Source organism: Kitasatospora sp. NPDC015120 (assembly GCF_043080305.1).
In the GTDB taxonomy this organism is placed as follows: Bacteria; Actinomycetota; Actinomycetes; order Streptomycetales; family Streptomycetaceae; genus Kitasatospora.
Map to the genome: position 1 here is coordinate 248,343 of NZ_JBIBVJ010000005.1, position 18,904 is coordinate 267,246.

General features: G+C 70.2%; 14 protein-coding genes and 1 tRNA gene. 13 read left to right on the plus strand and 2 right to left on the minus strand.

Translation table 11 applies throughout. From position 1 onward, the window contains the following. Positions 1–2 precede the first annotated feature (2 nt). Together ACF1AK_RS15305 and ACF1AK_RS15310 are read left to right on the plus strand one after the other, a co-directional pair. Entirely contained in the window at positions 3–425 is a 423-nt protein-coding gene (locus ACF1AK_RS15305) for a MaoC family dehydratase (RefSeq protein WP_391499272.1), read from the plus strand. A gap of 52 nt (positions 426–477) precedes the next feature. After that, positions 478–1,524: a UDP-N-acetylmuramate dehydrogenase gene (locus tag ACF1AK_RS15310; RefSeq protein WP_391499273.1), complete on the plus strand. Its 1,047-nt coding sequence runs from the start codon at positions 478–480 to the stop codon at positions 1,522–1,524. An 18-nt stretch (positions 1,525–1,542) separates the two neighbouring features. Here ACF1AK_RS15310 and ACF1AK_RS15315 read toward each other — a convergent pair whose 3' ends face one another. Then, positions 1,543–2,571, minus strand: coding sequence for an adenosine deaminase (locus tag ACF1AK_RS15315; RefSeq protein WP_391499274.1), 1,029 nt, complete (start codon positions 2,569–2,571; stop codon positions 1,543–1,545). Between the two features lie 102 nt (positions 2,572–2,673). Next, positions 2,674–3,921: a pyridoxal phosphate-dependent aminotransferase gene (locus tag ACF1AK_RS15320; RefSeq protein ID WP_391499275.1), complete on the minus strand. Its 1,248-nt coding sequence runs from the start codon at positions 3,919–3,921 to the stop codon at positions 2,674–2,676. Positions 3,922–4,180: 259 nt separating this feature from the next. Between ACF1AK_RS15320 and ACF1AK_RS15325 the strand changes: the two genes are divergently transcribed. The 11 genes from ACF1AK_RS15325 (at position 4,181) to ACF1AK_RS15375 (ending at position 18,900) form a co-directional block, all read left to right on the plus strand. Then, positions 4,181–4,253 (plus strand) — tRNA-Trp (locus tag ACF1AK_RS15325). 149 nt (positions 4,254–4,402) lie between these two features. Next, a complete protein-coding gene (secE, locus tag ACF1AK_RS15330) occupies positions 4,403–4,735 on the plus strand; it encodes a preprotein translocase subunit SecE (RefSeq protein ID WP_380289407.1) in 333 nt (110 codons plus the stop codon). Positions 4,736–4,945: 210 nt separating this feature from the next. Next, entirely contained in the window at positions 4,946–5,836 is an 891-nt protein-coding gene (nusG, locus tag ACF1AK_RS15335; RefSeq protein ID WP_391499276.1) for a transcription termination/antitermination protein NusG, read from the plus strand. 165 nt (positions 5,837–6,001) lie between these two features. Beyond that, a complete protein-coding gene (rplK, locus tag ACF1AK_RS15340; RefSeq protein ID WP_224278191.1) occupies positions 6,002–6,436 on the plus strand; it encodes a 50S ribosomal protein L11 in 435 nt (144 codons plus the stop codon). A 79-nt stretch (positions 6,437–6,515) separates the two neighbouring features. After that, positions 6,516–7,238, plus strand: coding sequence for a 50S ribosomal protein L1 (rplA, locus tag ACF1AK_RS15345; protein WP_207809814.1), 723 nt, complete (start codon positions 6,516–6,518; stop codon positions 7,236–7,238). Between the two features lie 180 nt (positions 7,239–7,418). Beyond that, positions 7,419–8,264: a hypothetical protein gene (locus ACF1AK_RS15350; RefSeq protein ID WP_391499277.1), complete on the plus strand. Its 846-nt coding sequence runs from the start codon at positions 7,419–7,421 to the stop codon at positions 8,262–8,264. A gap of 135 nt (positions 8,265–8,399) precedes the next feature. Then, the gene (locus ACF1AK_RS15355; protein ID WP_391499278.1) at positions 8,400–9,269 is read left to right on the plus strand and encodes a hypothetical protein; all 870 of its coding nucleotides are present in this window, start codon (positions 8,400–8,402) and stop codon (positions 9,267–9,269) included. A 392-nt stretch (positions 9,270–9,661) separates the two neighbouring features. Beyond that, positions 9,662–10,225, plus strand: a complete 564-nt coding sequence (gene rplJ, locus ACF1AK_RS15360) for a 50S ribosomal protein L10 (RefSeq protein WP_391499279.1) — start codon at positions 9,662–9,664, stop codon at positions 10,223–10,225. Between the two features lie 90 nt (positions 10,226–10,315). Beyond that, positions 10,316–10,702 carry a 50S ribosomal protein L7/L12 gene (gene rplL / locus ACF1AK_RS15365; RefSeq protein ID WP_380289416.1) on the plus strand — a complete coding sequence of 129 codons (387 nt, stop codon included), beginning with the start codon at positions 10,316–10,318 and terminating at the stop codon, positions 10,700–10,702. 726 nt (positions 10,703–11,428) lie between these two features. Next, on the plus strand, positions 11,429–14,905 hold the full coding sequence (rpoB, locus tag ACF1AK_RS15370) for a DNA-directed RNA polymerase subunit beta (RefSeq protein WP_391499280.1): 3,477 nt from the start codon (positions 11,429–11,431) through the stop codon (positions 14,903–14,905). 101 nt (positions 14,906–15,006) lie between these two features. Beyond that, entirely contained in the window at positions 15,007–18,900 is a 3,894-nt protein-coding gene (locus ACF1AK_RS15375; RefSeq protein WP_391499281.1) for a DNA-directed RNA polymerase subunit beta', read from the plus strand. Positions 18,901–18,904: the final 4 nt, after the last annotated feature.

An 18,904-nucleotide genomic window follows, 5' to 3' on the forward strand; every position in this document is an offset into this window, starting at 1 on the left:
CGATGACGGTCCGTTACGACGAGGTGGAGGCCGGCACCGAGCTGCCGGCGCAGTCCTTCCCGGTGACCCGCGCCACCCTGGTGCAGTACGCGGGGGCCTCCGGCGACTTCAACCCGATCCACTGGAACGAGAAGTTCGCCCTGGAGGTCGGTCTGCCCGACGTCATCGCGCACGGCATGTTCACCATGGCCGAAGCGGTCCGGGTGGTGACCGACTGGGTCGGCGACCCGGCCTCGGTGGTCGAGTACGGCGTCCGGTTCACCCGTCCGGTGCCGGTGCCCAACGACGGCGTCGGCTCGGTGATCGAGGTCACCGGCAAGGTGGCCAAGCTGCTCGACGACCACCGGGTCCAGGTCGACCTGGTCGCGACCTACGCGGGCCAGAAGGTGCTCGGCATGTCCCGGGCGGTCGTCCGGCTGGCCTGACGCCGCGCCCCGGCCGGGCGGGGCCGCGCACACGGCCCCGTACGCTGGGGGCGTGCTGGAAGAATTCGACGCCCCCCTCGCCCCGCTGACCACCCTGCGGCTCGGCGGCCCGGCCCGCCGCCTGGTGACCGCGCACACCGACGACGAGGTGATCGCCGCCGTCCGCGCAGCGGACGCGGCGGGGGAGCCGCTGCTGGTGATCGGCGGCGGCTCCAACCTGGTGATCGGCGACGCCGGCTTCCCCGGCACCGTGCTGCGGATCGCCACCACCGGCTTCGTCCTGGACGGCACCGCGCTGGAGCTGGCGGCGGGCGAGGTGTGGGCCGACGCGGTGGCCCGCACCGTCGACGCCGGCCTGGCCGGCATCGAGTTCCTGGCCGGCATCCCCGGCTCGGCCGGCGCCACCCCGGTGCAGAACGTCGGCGCGTACGGCCAGGAGGTCGCCCAGACGGTCACCGAGGTGGTCGCCTACGACCGCCGCTCCGGCAGGACCGTCACCCTCGGCAACGAGGCCTGCGCCTTCTCCTACCGGCACAGCCGCTTCAAGGCGGAGCCGGACCGCTACGTGGTGCTGCGGGTCCGCTTCGCGCTGGAGGACGCCGCCGGGCGTTCCACCCCGGTCCGCTACGCCGAGGTCGCCAAGCACTTCGGGGTGGCCCAGGACGAGCGGGTCGGCCTGCGCGAGGCGCACGACGCGGTGCTCGGCCTGCGGGCCGGCAAGGGCATGGTGCTGGACGCCGCGGACCACGACACCTGGTCGGCCGGCTCCTTCTTCACCAACCCGGTGCTGAGCGCCGAGCAGTACGCCGCCTTCCTGGCGGTGACCGCCGGCCGCGAGCTGACCGCCCCCGCCTACCCGGCGCCGGACGGGTGCACCAAGACCTCGGCGGCCTGGCTGATCGACAAGGCCGGGTTCGGCAAGGGCTACGGCAGCGGCCCGGCGACCCTCTCCACGAAGCACACCCTGGCGCTCACCAACCGGGGCGCCGCCACCACCGAGGACCTCCTCGCGCTGGCCCGGGAGATCCGGGACGGCGTGCGGGCGGCCTTCGGGGTGGAGCTGGTCAACGAGCCGGTGATGGTGGGCGTCCGCCTGTAGGCCCTCCCGGCCGGCGGCTCAGGCGGTCAGCCAGGCGTCGATGTCGGCGAGCAGCTCCTTGCGCACGCTCTCGGGCGCGCAGGAGCCGCGCACCGACTGGCGGGCCAGCTCGGCCAGTTCCTGGTCGGAGAAGCCCAGCGCGTCGCGGGCCAGGTCGTACTGGGCGGCGAGCCGGGTGCCGAACAGCAGCGGGTCGTCGGCGCCGAGCGCGAGCGGCACCCCGGCGTCGAACAGCCGTCGCAGCGGGACCTGCTCGGGGCGCTCGTAGACGCCGAGCGAGACGTTGGAGGACGGGCAGACCTCGCAGGTGATCTGACGGTCGGCCAGCCGCTGCATCAGCCGCTCGTCCTCGGCCGCCCGCACGCCGTGGCCGATCCGGCCGGCGCCGAGGTCGTCCAGGCAGTCCCGGACGGACTCCGGGCCGGCCAGCTCGCCGCCGTGCGGGGCGGCCAGCAGCCCGCCCTTGCGGGCGATGTCGAAGGCCCGGTCGAAGTCGCGGGCCAGGCCGCGCCGCTCGTCGTTGGAGAGGCCGAAGCCGACCACGCCCCGGTCGGCGTACCGGACGGCGAGCCGGGCCAGCGTCCGGGCGTCCATCGGGGACTTCATCCGGTTGGCGGCCACCAGGACCCGGATGCCGACCCCGGTGGCCGCGGCGGCGTCGTCGACCGCGTCCAGGATCAGCTCCAGGGCGGGGATCAGGCCGCCCAGCCGGGGCGCGTAGGAGGTCGGGTCGACCTGGATCTCCAGCCAGCGGGAACCGTCGCGCCGCTCGTCCTCGGCGGTCTCGCGGACCAGCCGGCGGATGTCGCCCTCGTCGCGCAGGCAGGAGCGCGCGGTGTCGTAGAGGCGCTGGAAGCGGAACCAGCCGCGTTCGTCGGTGGCCCGCAGTCGGGGCGGCTCGCCGGAGCTGAGCGCCTCCGGCAGCCGGACCCCGTGCTTGTCGGCCAGTTCGAGCAGGGTGGCCGGGCGCATCGAGCCGGTGAAGTGCAGGTGCAGGTGGGCCTTCGGGAGGTCCCTGACGTCTCGCGGGTTCAGCAGGCGTTCCATTCACGAATCCTGCCGTATCGGGGGGTGCTACGGGAACCGCCCTCCTCCCGTCCCCCGAAGGGGTGGAAGGAGGGCGGCCCGGTCAATCGGGGATTGACCGCCTCAGTCGCGGGCCTCGGCCAGCAGCTTCTGGATGCGGCCGACGCCCTCGGCGAGGTCGGCGTCGCCCAGCGCGTAGGAGAGCCGCAGGTAGCCGGGGGTGCCGAAGGCCTCGCCGGGGACGACCGCGACCTCGGCCTCGTCCAGGATCAGCGAGGCCAGCTCGGCGGAGGTCTGCGGGCGCTTGCCGCGGATCTCCTTGCCGAGCAGGGCCTTGACGGACGGGTAGACGTAGAACGCGCCCTCGGGCTCGGGGCAGACCACGCCGTCGATCTCGTTGAGCATCTTCACGATGGTGCGGCGGCGCCGGTCGAAGGCGGTGCGCATCTCGTGGACGGCGGAGAGGTCGCCGGAGACGGCGGCCAGGGCGGCGCGCTGGGCGACGTTGGAGACGTTGGAGGTGGCGTGCGACTGCAGATTGGTCGCGGCCTTGATCACGTCCTTGGGGCCGATCACCCAGCCCACCCGCCAGCCGGTCATCGCGTAGGTCTTGGCGACGCCGTTGACCACGACGGTCTTGTCGGCCAGCTCGGGCAGCAGGGCCGGCAGCGAGGTGAACTCCGCGTCGCCGTAGACCAGGTGCTCGTAGATCTCGTCGGTGAGCACCCACAGGCCGTGCTCCAGCGCCCAGCGGCCGATCGCCTCGGCCTCGGCGCGGGTGTAGACCGCGCCGGTCGGGTTGGACGGCGAGACGAAGAGGACCACCTTGGTGTTCTCGGTGCGGGCGGCCTCCAGCTGCTCGACCGAGACCTTGTACCCGGTGGTCTCGTCGGTCACGACCTCCACCGGCACACCGCCGGCCAGCTGGATCGACTCCGGGTAGGTGGTCCAGTACGGCGCCGGGACGATGACCTCGTCGCCCGGGTCGAGGATCGCCGCGAACGCCTCGTAGATCGCCTGCTTGCCGCCGTTGGTCACCAGGACCTGGGAGGCGTCCACCGCGTAGCCGGAGTCGCGCAGCGTCTTGGCCGCGATCGCCTCCTTCAGCTCCGGCAGGCCGCCGGCCGGGGTGTAGCGGTGGTTCTTCGGGTCGCGGCAGGCGTCGACGGCCGCCTCGACGATGTAGTCCGGGGTGGGGAAGTCCGGCTCGCCGGCGCCGAAGCCGATGACCGGACGGCCGGCCGCCTTGAGGGCCTTGGCCTTGGCGTCCACGGCGAGGGTGGCGGACTCGGCGATCGCGCCGATCCGGGCCGAGACGCGGCGGTCGGCGGGGCGGACGGAACTGTCGGGCTGCGGGGTGGAAGCGCTCATGCCTGCATGGTCGCAGACCGCACACCGGCCGGGCATGGCGGTTTCACCATATGTACGGGGCCGTCCACATGGCGGCCCGGCGCGGCCCGGGCCACGACCGGATGAAGAAGAGGTTCGACCAAACGCCCTCCGACCACGTACACTCACTGCTCGACGGCCACCGAACGAACCGGAGCCTCCGCCGCCGTACGGAATCCGTACGGAGATCGACGGAAGATGCGGTAGGTTGGTGGTCGCTACTGGGGCCGCGAGGTTCCGTAGGGCAATAGCTCAATTGGTAGAGCACCGGTCTCCAAAACCGGCGGTTGGGGGTTCAAGTCCCTCTTGCCCTGCTGCTTGATCCGTATCCAGCCCGTTCGCTCCACAGAGCGAGCGGGCTTGATGCGGAGAGGGCGCCGATCAGCACCGTTAGCCGGCCGCTCGTGCCCTTTTCGGGGTACGCAGTCGACGCTCGGCAGGACCCGGATTCAGGTGAGGACGAGTGACGGAGACCACGGGCTCCACCGCAACGCCTGAGAGCGGCAACCCCGAGGGGACCGACGGCGCTGCCGAGACCACGCCCGCGGAGGGCGAGTCGCGTCGCAAGCGCTCTGGCGACAAGAAGTCCGGCAAGCGGGCCAAGAAGGGCGCGTTCGCCCGCCTCGCCCTGTTCTACCGGCAGATCATCGCGGAACTGCGCAAGGTCGTCTGGCCGACCCGCAACCAGCTGGTGAGCTACACCACCGTGGTGGTCGTGTTCGTCGTGATCGTGATGGCCTTCGTGTCCGGTCTCGACTACGGCTTCTCCAAGGCAGCCCTCTGGATCTTCGGCTGACGCAGCCGTTCACCTTCGAAACAGCTTCCCCGACCCGGGCCGTTCCTCGGCCCGGGTCGAGCTGTCTGCGTCGGCGGGACGAGGCCGCTACCGTTGACTCGGTACTGTTGAAGTCTCCGAGGCGAACATCCGGCGACCGCGTGAGCGGAGCGTCGCCGGTCCGTCGCGGAGCGCGCCACCTTCACCATCTCCAGGAAAGAAGCAGCCACCGTGTCTGAGTCCCCCCTGTACGACGCCGACGAGACCGTCCGCGAGGCGGATGTCGCCGCCGAGGACGCGGCCGAGCTGGCTGACGACGTCGAGACCGACGAGCAGCAGATCGTGGACGCCGTCGACGCCGACGAGGACGAGGCCGAGGCGGCCGACGAGGCCGAGGCCGGGGAGTCGGCCGAGGAGGCCGCGCTGCACGTGGAGTCCGACGAGGACGAGACCGGGGAGCCGGCCGAGGCCGTCGCCGAGGAGGCCGCCGCCGAGGAGGCCGAGGAGGCCGAGGAGGTCGACCCGGTCGCCAAGTTCCGCGAGGACCTGCGGTTCATGCCGGGCGAGTGGTACGTGATCCACACCTACGCCGGCTACGAGAACCGGGTGAAGCAGAACCTGGAGCAGCGCGCCGTCTCCCTCAACGTCGAGGAGTACATCTTCCAGGCCGAGGTGCCGCAGGAGGAGGTCGTCCAGATCAAGAACGGCGACCGCAAGACCATCCGCCAGAACAAGCTCCCCGGCTACGTCCTGGTGCGCATGGACCTCACCCCCGAGTCCTGGGGCGTCGTGCGCAACACCCCCGGTGTCACCGGCTTCGTCGGCAACGCCTACGACCCGTACCCGCTGACCCTGGACGAGGTCGTCAAGATGCTCGCCCCCGACGTGGAGCGCCAGGCCGCGAAGGAGGCCGGCAAGGCCTCCCCGGTCCGCCCGGTCGAGGTCCAGGTGCTCGACTTCGAGGTCGGCGACTCGGTCACCGTCACCGACGGCCCGTTCGCGACCCTGCAGGCGACCATCAACGAGATCAACCCCGACTCGAAGAAGGTCAAGGGCCTGGTCGAGATCTTCGGCCGGGAGACCCCGGTCGAGCTCTCCTTCGACCAGATCCAGAAGAACTAGTCGTACCGTCGTCGGATTCGGGGCGGGGCCACGGGCCCCGCCCCGAATCCGTTTTGGTCCAGCGACGCCGAGGCGTTAGCCTGGTCCGATGTGTGTGCTGGCGACCGGGTGTCGCCCCGGTTCGGCGCACACCAGCAATCACCTCTCGGAAGGACCCGGAGAGACATGCCTCCCAAGAAGAAGAAGGTCACGGGGCTCATCAAGCTCCAGATCAACGCCGGTGCGGCCAACCCGGCCCCGCCGGTCGGCCCCGCGCTGGGTCAGCACGGCGTCAACATCATGGAGTTCTGCAAGGCCTACAACGCCGCGACCGAGTCGCAGCGCGGCATGATCGTGCCGGTGGAGATCACGGTCTACGAGGACCGTTCCTTCACCTTCATCACGAAGACGCCGCCGGCCGCGCGCCTCATCCTGAAGGCCGCCGGCATCGAGAAGGGCTCCAGCGAGCCGCACAAGACCAAGGTCGCGAAGCTCACCAGCGCCCAGGTCCGCGAGATCGCCACCACCAAGATGCCCGACCTGAACGCCAACGACCTGGATGCCGCGGAGAAGATCATCGCCGGCACCGCCCGGTCGATGGGCATCACCGTCGAGGGCTGATCACCCCTTCTCGTCCCCTGTGGTAGGGCCTGCGCTGGCCCGTGATTACCACAACTCCCATCACCATTCAGGAGCAGCAGTGAAGCGCAGCAAGGCTCTGAAGGCCGCGGACGCACAGGTCGACCGCGAGCGCCTCTACGCCCCGCTTGAGGCCGTCCGCCTCGCCAAGGCGACCAGCACCACCAAGTTCGACGGCACCGTCGAGGTCGCCATGCGTCTGGGTGTCGACCCGCGCAAGGCCGACCAGATGGTCCGCAGCACCGTGATCCTCCCGCACGGCACCGGTAAGACCGCTCGGGTCCTGGTCTTCGCGACCGGCGAGCGTGCCGAGGCCGCGCGTGCTGCGGGTGCCGACATCGTCGGTGCCGACGAGCTCATCGACGAGGTCGCCAAGGGCAAGCTGGACTTCGACGCCGTCGTCGCCACCCCGGACCTCATGGGCAAGGTCGGCCGCCTCGGCCGCGTGCTCGGTCCCCGTGGCCTGATGCCGAACCCGAAGACCGGCACCGTCACCCCCGATGTCGCCAAGGCTGTCAACGACATCAAGGGCGGCAAGATCGAGTTCCGCGTCGACAAGCACTCGAACCTCCACTTCATCATCGGTAAGGCCTCCTTCACCGACGAGCAGCTGGTCGAGAACTACGCCGCCGCGCTGGACGAGGTGCTCCGCGCCAAGCCGTCCGCCGCCAAGGGCCGCTACATCAAGAAGACCGCGTTCTCGACCACCATGGGCCCCGGCATCCAGGTGGACCCGAACCGCACCCGCAACCTCCTCGTCGAGGAGGACCCGGCCGCGGTCTGATCGCAGTCGTCGTCCGCACGGCGGGCCCGTACCCCCTTCACCGGGGGTGCGGGCCCGCCGTCGTTTCCCGATCGATACCCCCGGCGGGGCGAACGGCCGCCCGGTCCGTCGTACGCTCGCCCGGTCCGCCCGCGTGCTCCCGTCCAGGGGCCGCCGCCGTCCGAACCGCCGGAGAGTGCCGTGCCCGCCGTCCGCCCCGCCGCCAAGGGAGCGGCCCTGCTGCTGCTCGCCGCCGGCCTGACCGCGTGCAGTGTGCTCGCCGTGTCCGGCGACCGCACCCCGGTCAGCGACCGGCCCACCGTGCGCCCGCCCCGGCAGGTGCTGCTGTCCGCCTCCCAGCGGCTGGACGACGCGGGCGGGGCCCGGGTCACGGTGGTCCGGGAGGGCCCGGCCGGGCGGCGCAGCGCCGACGGGACGCTCTCCTGGGGCGCCAGCGACTCGGCCGAGCTGACCGTCACCGACGAGCGGGGCACCGGGCGGCTGCACGGCCAGGACGGCGCGCTGGAGCTCGGCTACCCGGGGGCGGCGCCCAGGACGGCGGACCGGTCCGGGGCGGAGTCGCTGGACCCGGCGGCGGCCGGGGCGGCCGGCTGGGCCGGCGGCTGGATCACCGGCCTGCTGTCCAACCCGGGCGGGCCCGCGCACACGATGGCGCTGGCCGGCCGGCTCACCCCGCTCGGCGGCGAGGAGCTGAACGGCGGGACGGTCGCGCGCTACCGGGGCACCGCGCCGGTGGCGGACTACTTCGGCGCCGACGAGGGGCTGAGCCCGGCGCGGCTGACCGAGGTGCTGGGCTACTACGAGCGCAACGGGGTGGAGACGCTCGACTACGAGTTCTGGGTGGCGCCCGGGGACCGGCTGCTGCGGGTGCGCTCCACCGTCCGGGGTACCGCCGGCGCGGTGGTGACCACCACGGACATCGCCGAGGGCGCCGAGCCCGCGGCCGAACCCCTCCCCGCCGAACCCCTCCCCGTCGAGCCGTCCGCCGTCCCCTCGGCCGTCGCCTCCGCCGGCCGCACGCCGTAGGGGGCGGCGGTGCGCCCGAGTGGCGGGGGGTGCCGCCGGGCGGGAGCAGGCCGGGTGGCAAGGTGGGCAGGAGCGGACGCCGCGGCTCGCGCGGGCGTCCGGCCGGATCAGTGGCAGTTCTTCGGGGAGGCGTGGATGGCGGTGCGGCAGCGGCTGGCGGCGGTGGTCGCCGTCGCGGTGCTGGCGGGCGGGTGCAGCTCGGCCGGCGGCCCGGAGCCGTCCTCCTCGACGAGCGCGCCCGGCTCCCCGACGCCGACGCCCGGCAGCGCCTCGCCGACCTGGCCGGCCAAGCCGACCGACCGCTCCCCGCACGGGGTGCTGCTCTCCGCCCAGCTCGCCATGCAGACCGCCCGCCGCGCCAAGGTGAGCTACCGGCTGGGGGCGGACGCCGGCTCCGGGCCGTTGTTCTGGCAGCCGAAGACCGCGCTCCAGGTCAAACGTTCCACCCCGGCCGCCGCCGAGCAGCTGATCGTGGTGGACACCGTGGCCTACGAGGGCGGCGACGCGGCCACCGCGGCCCGGCTGGGCGGCAGGCACTGGGAGCGGTTCGCCGGGCCGCAGGGCCCGGACGGCCACCGGGAGATCCCGTACGCGGGGCTGATCGACCTGCTCAATCCGGTGGTGGCGCTGGCCGCCGCGACCGCCGACGGGATCACCGTCCAGTACGTCGGCGAGGAGAAGCTGGAGGACTCGGCGGTCGAGCACTACCGGGTGGCCACCGACGCGGCCCGCTACGCGGCGGCGCAGACCCAGCTCGGCCCGGCCCGCCGGGAGGGACTGCGGACCGCGCTGGCACCCGGCGGCTCGGCCTCGCTCACCCTGGACCTCTGGCTGAACGACAAGGACCAGCTGGTCCGGATGGACCGGACCGGGACGGGGGACGCCGGCCGGCTGGACGACTCGGTGCTCTACACCGAGCCCGGCGGCCCGCTCTCGGCGCAGGCCCCGGCGGAGGCGGACACCGTGGACACCGGCACCCGCAGCGTCTCCCCGCTGGCCCGCTGAGCACCGGCCGCCGGCACCGGGCCGCGGGGGCGCGTCCGCGGAGGGCGTCCGTGAGGCCGTCCGAGGGGCGATTTGCCCCGGACGGCGGCGTCCGGTTACTGTTGCCGAAGCCAAAGACCGCTGGTTGTCGCCGTGCGCCCCCTGGGGAGTGCGCGACCGAAGGATCTGCGCTTCACGCGCAGGCAGCCCGCGCAGGACTGTTTGGAGCTTTGACCTCCGGGTCGCGTGCCCCGCACGTGGATCCGTCGAGTTCACACCGAGCCCCGTGCGCCTGCGCACCGGGGCTCATCTGCTTTTCCGCAGGGGCCTTCCTCCGTCCGGTGGTCCGAGGCGCGAATGGTCGACTCTCGCGGTCGGCCTGACTTCGACATCACGGAAGGAGGCGTAAGCCTATGGCTAGGCCCGACAAGGCTGCTGCTGTCGCCGAGATCACGGAGCTTTTCCGTGGCTCGAACGCGGCCGTGCTGACCGAGTACCGCGGTCTGACGGTGAAGCAGGTCAAGACCCTGCGTCGCTCGCTGGGTGACAACGCCCAGTACGCCGTGGTGAAGAACACGCTGACCAAGATCGCGGCCAATGAGGTCGGGATCACGGAGCTCGACGACCTGTTCGCCGGTCCGACGGCTGTCGCCTTCGTCACCGGTGACCCGGTGGAGTCGGCGAAGGCTCTGCGTGACTTCGCCAAGGAGAACCCCGCTCTCGTCATCAAGGGCGGTGTCCTTGACGGCAAGGCGCTGTCCGCCGACGAGATCAAGAAGCTCGCGGACCTTGAGTCCCGCGAGGTGCTGCTCGCCAAGCTGGCCGGTGCCCTGAAGGCCAAGCAGTCCCAGACTGCCGCGCTCTTCCAGGCCCTGCCCTCGAAGCTCGTCCGCACGGTCGAGGCGCTTCGGGAGAAGGTCGAGCAGGGCGGTGCCGGTACGCCGGCTCCCGCCGCCGAGGAGACCGCGGCCGAGTGATCGGCCGAGGCCCTGCCTCGCTGCGGGCCCGTACGCCCGCCAATCCGTACATCCGGCACCACCTGCCGATTTAGTGGAAGGACGCCAATCATGGCGAAGCTGTCCCAGGACGAGCTGCTCGCGCAGTTCGAGGAGCTCACCCTCATCGAGCTGGCCGCGTTCGTGAAGGCCTTCGAGGAGAAGTTCGACGTCACCGCCGCCGCCCCGGCCGCCGCCGTCGTCGTTGCCGGCGGTGCCGGTGGCGCCGAGGCCGCTGCCGAGGAGCAGGACGAGTTCGACGTCATCCTCGAGTCGGCCGGCGACAAGAAGATCCAGGTCATCAAGGAGGTGCGCACCCTGACCTCCCTCGGCCTGAAGGAGGCCAAGGACCTCGTTGACACCGCTGGTGCCAAGGTCCTGGAGAAGGTCGCCAAGGACGTTGCCGAGAAGGCCAAGGCCGCCCTTGAGGGCGCCGGCGCCAAGGTCACCGTCAAGTGACTTTCCCCCGGCCCTAGTGGCCGGGAGGCACTTCTGAGCCCCCTGTGAGGGGGCCCGGGCCGGGCCGATCACCCCTGTGGTGGTCGGCCCGGCCTTTTGCGTACCCGGCCCCGGCGGGCGCCCCGTGCGTGGACACACCGGTGTGGCCGAACGCTCACTCGGCACTGTCGGTGCGGGCGGGTATGGTGATCGCTGTCATCGGGTGTGGCTCCCACCACGGCTTCTGTAACGCCGGGGCGGTCCGGCGCGATGAACGGGTCGAGGCCCGCGCCGGAGGCGGGCCCTTGACGAACCCGGCAGGGCGCGCGATTCTCAAGGCGCGAGTCGGCCCGGTTGGTCCGCCGCCGGATGCATAACCGGCGGCTCCGGAGGGAAGTGACTCCACGTGAGTCGTGGGCCCGGCGAGTCCGGGCCGGTGCAGTACCCGGCGGGCGCCCGCGCCCGACGGCTACCGGGAGGAGTCTCCGATTCGGTCTCCGAATCAGAGCTGGACAGCAGTGTCGCCTTTGGCTACACTGTCCCTTTGCGCTGCCTGTTAGCTGCTCCGTGACTCGTCGCCCGGAGTTTGCGTTGCCCCGAAGGGGTCTGGCACCACCTCCGCAAAGCGGCTCTGACCTGGGATTTCGATTCCGGCAGAGGCCAGTGGCGAGGGAGGCGGGACCAAGCCCGTGAAGGCCCGGCTGGTACGCGCGTAGTGAGCTCCGAGCCCTCGGAAGGACCCCCCTCTTGGCCGCGCCGCGCAACGCCTCGAACAATTCCGCCGCATCCACCGCCCCGCTCCGCGTCTCCTTCGCGAAGATCAAGGAGCCCCTTGAGGTCCCGAACCTCCTGGCCCTGCAGACCGAGAGCTTTGACTGGCTGCTCGGCAACGCGGCCTGGAAGACCCGGGTCGAGGAGGCGCTGGAGAACGGTCTGGACGTCCCCACCAAGTCCGGTCTGGAGGAGATCTTCGAGGAGATCTCGCCGATCGAGGACTTCAGTGGGTCGATGTCGCTGACCTTCCGCGACCACCGTTTCGAGCCGCCGAAGAACTCCATTGACGAGTGCAAGGACCGCGACTTCACGTTCGCCGCCCCGCTCTTCGTCACGGCCGAGTTCACCAACAACGAGACCGGTGAGATCAAGTCTCAGACGGTCTTCATGGGCGACTTCCCGCTCATGACCCACAAGGGCACGTTCGTGATCAACGGCACCGAGCGTGTCGTCGTGTCGCAGCTCGTCCGCTCCCCGGGCGTGTACTTCGACTCCACCCTGGACAAGGTCTCCGACAAGGAGATCTACTCCTGCAAGGTCATCCCCTCGCGGGGTGCCTGGCTGGAGATGGAGATCGACAAGCGCGACATGGTCGGCGTGCGCATCGACCGCAAGCGCAAGCAGTCGGTCACCGTGCTGCTCAAGGCCCTCGGCTGGACCAACGAGATGATTCTCGAAGAGTTCGGCGAGTACGAGTCGATGCGCGCCACCCTGGAGAAGGACCACACCCAGGGCCAGGACGACGCGCTGCTGGACATCTACCGCAAGCTGCGTCCGGGCGAGCCGCCGACGCGCGAGGCCGCGCAGACGCTGCTGGAGAACCTGTACTTCAACCCGAAGCGCTACGACCTCGCCAAGGTCGGCCGCTACAAGGTGAACCGCAAGCTCGGCAACGCCGAGTCGCTGGACTCCGGTGTGCTCACCGAGCCCGACATCATCAACGCGATCAAGTACCTGGTCAAGCTGCACGCCGGCGAGGTCGACTGGCGTGACGAGACCGGCCGCGACATCGTGGTCGAGGTCGACGACATCGACCACTTCGGCAACCGCCGCCTGCGCAACGTGGGCGAGCTCATCCAGAACCAGGTCCGTACGGGTCTCGCCCGTATGGAGCGCGTCGTGCGCGAGCGCATGACCACCCAGGACGTCGAGGCGATCACGCCGCAGACCCTGATCAACATCCGGCCGGTCGTCGCCTCCATCAAGGAGTTCTTCGGCACCAGCCAGCTGTCCCAGTTCATGGACCAGACGAACCCGCTGTCGGGCCTGACCCACAAGCGCCGTCTGTCCGCCCTCGGCCCCGGCGGTCTCTCCCGTGAGCGCGCCGGCTTCGAGGTCCGTGACGTGCACCCCTCGCACTACGGCCGCATGTGTCCGATCGAGACCCCCGAAGGCCCGAACATCGGTCTGATCGGCTCGCTGGCCTCGTACGGCCGGGTCAACGCGTTCGGCTTCATCGAGACCCCGTACCGCAAGGTCGTCGACGGCGTGGTCACCGAGCAGGTCGACTACCTGACCGCCGACGAGGAGGACCGCTACGTCATCGCCCAGGCGAACGCCCCGCTGACCGCGGACCTGCACTTCGCCGAGCCCCGCGTCCTGGTCCGCCGCCGTGGTGGCGAGATCGACTACATCCCGGGCACCGAGATCGACTACATGGACGTCTCGCCGCGCCAGATGGTGTCGGTCGCGACCGCCATGATCCCGTTCCTGGAGCACGACGACGCCAACCGCGCGCTCATGGGCTCGAACATGATGCGCCAGGCGGTGCCGCTGCTGAAGAGCGAGGCCCCGCTGGTCGGCACCGGCATGGAGTACCGCTGCGCCGTCGACGCCGCCGACGTCATCACCGCCGAGAAGGCGGGTGTCGTCCAGGAGGTCTCGGCCGACTACGTCACCGTGGCCAACGACGACGGCACGTACACCACGTACCGCGCCGCCAAGTTCACCCGCTCCAACCAGGGCACCGCCTTCAACCAGAAGGTGCTCGTGGACGAGGGCGCCCGGGTCGAGGTCAACCAGGTGCTGGCCGACGGCCCGTGCACCGACGAGGGCGAGATGGCCCTCGGCAAGAACCTGCTCGTGGCGTTCATGTCGTGGGAGGGTCACAACTACGAGGACGCGATCATCCTGTCGCAGCGCCTCGTGCAGGACGACGTCCTCTCCTCGATCCACATCGAGGAGCACGAGGTCGACGCCCGTGACACCAAGCTCGGCCCCGAGGAGATCACCCGGGACATCCCGAACGTCTCCGAGGAGGTCCTCGCCGACCTCGACGAGCGCGGCATCATCCGCATCGGCGCCGACGTCGTCACCGGCGACATCCTGGTCGGCAAGGTCACCCCGAAGGGCGAGACCGAGCTGACCCCGGAGGAGCGCCTGCTCCGCGCGATCTTCGGCGAGAAGGCCCGTGAGGTCCGCGACACCTCGCTGAAGGTCCCGCACGGTGAGTCCGGCAAGGTCATCGGCGTGCGCGTCTTCGACCGCGAGGAGGGCGACGAGCTGCCCCCCGGCGTGAACCAGCTGGTCCGCGTCTACGTGGCCCAGAAGCGCAAGATCACCAACGGTGACAAGCTCGCCGGCCGCCACGGCAACAAGGGCGTCATCTCCAAGATCCTGCCGGTCGAGGACATGCCGTTCCTGGAGGACGGCACCCCGGTCGACATCATCCTCAACCCGCTGGGCGTCCCGTCCCGAATGAACCCGGGACAGGTCCTGGAGATCCACCTCGGGTGGCTCGCCAAGCAGGGCTGGGACGTCTCCGGCCTCGCCGACGAGTGGGCCAAGCGCCTGCAGGCGATCGGCGCCGACAGCGTCCAGGGCGGCACCAACCTCGCCACCCCGGTCTTCGACGGCGCCCGCGAGGACGAGATCACCGGCCTGCTCGACCACACCACGCTCACCCGTGACGGCGAGCGCCTGGTGAACTCCACCGGCAAGGCCCGGCTGTTCGACGGCCGCTCCGGCGAGCCGTTCCCGATGCCGATCTCGGTCGGCTACATGTACATCCTCAAGCTGCACCACCTGGTCGACGACAAGCTGCACGCCCGCTCGACCGGCCCGTACTCGATGATCACCCAGCAGCCGCTCGGTGGTAAGGCGCAGTTCGGTGGTCAGCGCTTCGGTGAGATGGAGGTGTGGGCCCTTGAGGCATACGGCGCCGCGTACGCGCTGCAGGAGCTGCTCACCATCAAGTCCGACGACGTTCTCGGCCGCGTGAAGGTCTACGAGGCGATCGTCAAGGGCGAGAACATCCCCGAGCCCGGCATTCCCGAGTCCTTCAAGGTGCTCATCAAGGAAATGCAGTCGCTCTGCCTCAACGTGGAGGTGCTGTCCTCGGACGGCCAGTCCATCGAGATGCGGGACTCCGACGAGGACGTCTTCCGCGCCGCCGAGGAGCTCGGCATCGACCTGTCCCGGCGCGAGCCGAGCAGCGTCGAAGAGGTCTGACGGAGGTGGGGCCGGCTGCCCGCTGAGCAGCCGGCCCGCCCCCAGGCCCCCCTCAGACCACACGAACGACTCTCGACTTACGAAAGAGGGCTTGACGACCAGTGCTTGACGTCAACTTCTTCGACGAGCTCCGCATCGGCCTGGCCACCGCCGACGACATCCGCCAGTGGTCCCACGGCGAGGTCAAGAAGCCGGAGACCATCAACTACCGCACCCTGAAGCCCGAAAAGGACGGACTCTTCTGCGAGAAGATCTTCGGCCCCACCCGGGACTGGGAGTGCTACTGCGGTAAGTACAAGCGCGTCCGCTTCAAGGGCATCATCTGCGAGCGCTGCGGCGTCGAGGTGACCCGCGCCAAGGTGCGCCGCGAGCGGATGGGCCACATCGAGCTGGCCGCCCCGGTCACCCACATCTGGTACTTCAAGGGTGTGCCGTCCCGCCTCGGCTACCTGCTGGACCTGGCGCCGAAGGACCTCGAAAAGGTCATCTACTTCGCCGCCTACATGATCACCTGGGTCGACGACGAGCGCCGCCAGCGCGACCTGCCGTCCCTGGAGGCGCACGTCTCGGTCGAGCGCCAGCAGATCGAGAACCGCCGCGACTCCGACCTGGAGGCCCGCGCCAAGAAGGCCGAGACCGACCTCGCCGAGCTGGAGGCCGAGGGCGCCAAGGCCGACGTGCGCCGCAAGGTGCGCGAGGGCGCCGAGCGCGAGATGAAGCAGCTGCGCGACCGTGCGCAGCGCGAGCTCGACCGCCTCGACGAGGTGTGGGCCCGCTTCAAGAACCTCAAGGTCCAGGACCTTGAGGGCGACGAGCTGCTCTACCGCGAGCTGCGCGACCGCTTCGGCACCTACTTCTCCGGCTCGATGGGCGCGGCGGCCCTCAAGGACCGCCTGGAGACCTTCGACCTGGCGGAGGAGTCCGAGCGCCTGCGCGAGATCATCCGCACCGGCAAGGGCCAGAAGAAGACCCGTGCGCTGAAGCGCCTCAAGGTCGTCTCGGCGTTCCTGCAGACCACCAACAAGCCCAACGGCATGGTGCTGGACTGCGTCCCGGTCATCCCGCCGGACCTGCGTCCGATGGTGCAGCTGGACGGTGGCCGCTTCGCGACCTCCGACCTGAACGACCTGTACCGCCGTGTCATCAACCGCAACAACCGCCTGAAGCGGCTTCTCGACCTCGGCGCGCCCGAGATCATCGTGAACAACGAGAAGCGCATGCTCCAGGAGGCCGTCGACGCGCTGTTCGACAACGGCCGCCGCGGCCGTCCGGTCACCGGTCCGGGCAACCGCCCGCTGAAGTCCCTCAGCGACATGCTGAAGGGCAAGCAGGGTCGTTTCCGCCAGAACCTGCTCGGCAAGCGCGTCGACTACTCGGCCCGTTCGGTCATCGTCGTCGGCCCGCAGCTCAAGCTGCACCAGTGCGGTCTGCCCAAGGCCATGGCGCTGGAGCTCTTCAAGCCGTTCGTGATGAAGCGCCTGGTCGACCTGAACCACGCGCAGAACATCAAGTCGGCCAAGCGCATGGTCGAGCGCGCCCGCCCGGTCGTGTGGGACGTCCTCGAAGAGGTCATCGCCGAGCACCCGGTCCTGCTGAACCGTGCGCCCACCCTGCACCGCCTCGGCATCCAGGCCTTCGAGCCGCAGCTGGTCGAGGGCAAGGCCATCCAGATCCACCCGCTCGTCTGCACCGCGTTCAACGCGGACTTCGACGGTGACCAGATGGCCGTCCACCTGCCGCTCTCCGCGGAGGCGCAGGCCGAGGCCCGCATCCTGATGCTGTCCTCGAACAACATCCTGAAGCCGGCCGACGGTCGTCCCGTCACCATGCCGACCCAGGACATGGTGCTCGGTCTGTTCTTCCTGACCTCGGACCGCGACAACGTGAAGGGCGCCGGCCGCACCTTCTCGTCGACCGCCGAGGCGATCATGGCCTTCGACGCCCGCGAGCTGGACGTCCAGGCCCCGATCGAGCTGCGGCTGCCCATCGGCACCGTCCCGCCGCGCGGCTGGACCCCGCCGGTGGACGAGGAGGGCCAGTCGTCCTGGTTCGAGGGCGAGTCCTTCCGCCTGAAGACCACCCTGGGCCGCGCGCTCTTCAACGAGCTGCTGCCCGAGGACTACCCGTTCGTCGACTACGAGGTGGGCAAGAAGCAGCTCTCCGCGATCGTCAACGACCTGGCCGAGCGCTACCCCAAGGTCACCGTCGCGGCGACCCTGGACAACCTGAAGGCGGCCGGCTTCCACTGGTCGACCCGTTCGGGTGTCACCGTCTCGATCTCGGACGTCATCGTCCCGCCGAGCAAGCCCCAGATCCTGGAGGGCTTCGAGGCGAAGGCGGAGAAGGTCCAGAAGCAGTACGAGCGCGGTCTGATCACCAACGACGAGCGCAAGCAGGAGCTCGTCGGCATCTGGACCCAGGCGACCAACGAGGTCGCGGACGCCATGGCCGCGAACTTCCCGAAGACCAACCCGATCTTCATGATGGTCGACTCGGGCGCGCGTGGAAACATGATGCAGATGCGCCAGATCGCCGGTATGCGTGGTCTGGTGTCCAACGCGAAGAACGAGACCATCCCGCGACCCATCAAGGCGTCGTTCCGTGAGGGTCTCTCCGTGCTGGAGTACTTCATCTCCACCCACGGTGCCCGTAAGGGTCTCGCGGACACCGCGCTGCGTACCGCCGACTCCGGCTACCTCACCCGTCGTCTGGTCGACGTCTCCCAGGACGTCATCATCCGCGAGGAGGACTGCGGCACCGAGCGCGGCCTGAAGCTGGCGATCGGCTCCGTGGGCGCCGACGGCGTGCTGCGCAAGGCCGACGACGTCGAGACCAGCGTCTACGCCCGCATGCTCGCCGAGGACATCACCGTCGACGGCAAGCTGCTGGCCACCGCCAACACCGACCTCGGTGACGTGCTGATCGACGAGCTGATCCGCCACGGCATCGCCGAGGTCAAGACCCGCTCGATCCTGACCTGTGAGTCGGCCGTCGGCACCTGCGCCATGTGCTACGGGCGCTCGCTGGCCACCGGCAAGCTGGTCGACATCGGTGAGGCGGTCGGCATCATCGCCGCCCAGTCCATCGGTGAGCCCGGTACCCAGCTGACCATGCGTACCTTCCACACCGGTGGTGTGGCCGGTGACGACATCACCCAGGGTCTGCCGCGTGTCGTCGAGCTCTTCGAGGCCCGTACCCCCAAGGGTGTGGCCCCGATCTCGGAGGCCCAGGGCCGGGTCCGCATCGAGGACACCGAGAAGACCCGCAAGATCGTCGTCACCCCGGACGACGGCACCGACGAGATCGCCTACCCGGTCTCCAAGCGTGTCAAGCTCCTGGTGAGCGAGGGCGAGGCGGTCGAGGTCGGCCAGAAGCTGACCATGGGTGCCACCAACCCGCACGACGTCCTGCGCATCATGGGCCAGCGTGCCGTCCAGGTCCACCTGGTCGCCGAGGTCCAGAAGGTCTACAACTCGCAGGGCGTGTCGATCCACGACAAGCACATCGAGATCATCATCCGGCAGATGCTCCGCCGCGTGACGATCATCGAGTCGGGCGACGCCGAGCTGCTCCCGGGCGAGCTCGTCGAGCGCGGCCGCTTCGAGCAGGAGAACCGTCGCGTGGTCTCCGAGGGCGGTCACCCCGCCTCCGGCCGTCCGCAGCTGATGGGTATCACCAAGGCCTCGCTGGCCACCGAGTCCTGGCTGTCGGCCGCCTCCTTCCAGGAGACGACCCGGGTGCTCACCGACGCGGCGATCCACGCCAAGTCGGACCCGCTGCTGGGCCTCAAGGAGAACGTCATCCTCGGTAAGCTCATCCCGGCCGGTACGGGCCTGCCCCGCTACCGCAACATCCGGGTCGAGCCGACCGAGGAGGCCAAGGCCGCCATGTACTCGGCCGTCGGCTACGACGACTACGACCTGTCGCCCTTCGGCGCCGGCTCCGGCCAGGCGGTCCCGCTGGACGACTACGACTACGGCCCGTACACCGGCTGAGTCC

Coding starts and splice junctions, on each gene's coding strand:
- ACF1AK_RS15305 (WP_391499272.1), top strand. CDS start 3: ATGACGGTCCGTTACGACGAGGTGGAGGCCGGCACCGAGCTGCCGGCG.
- ACF1AK_RS15315 (WP_391499274.1), bottom strand. CDS start 2,571: ATGGAACGCCTGCTGAACCCGCGAGACGTCAGGGACCTCCCGAAGGCC.
- ACF1AK_RS15320 (WP_391499275.1), bottom strand. CDS start 3,921: ATGAGCGCTTCCACCCCGCAGCCCGACAGTTCCGTCCGCCCCGCCGAC.
- rplK (WP_224278191.1), top strand. CDS start 6,002: ATGCCTCCCAAGAAGAAGAAGGTCACGGGGCTCATCAAGCTCCAGATC.
- ACF1AK_RS15355 (WP_391499278.1), top strand. CDS start 8,400: ATGGCGGTGCGGCAGCGGCTGGCGGCGGTGGTCGCCGTCGCGGTGCTG.
- rplJ (WP_391499279.1), top strand. CDS start 9,662: ATGGCTAGGCCCGACAAGGCTGCTGCTGTCGCCGAGATCACGGAGCTT.
- rplL (WP_380289416.1), top strand. CDS start 10,316: ATGGCGAAGCTGTCCCAGGACGAGCTGCTCGCGCAGTTCGAGGAGCTC.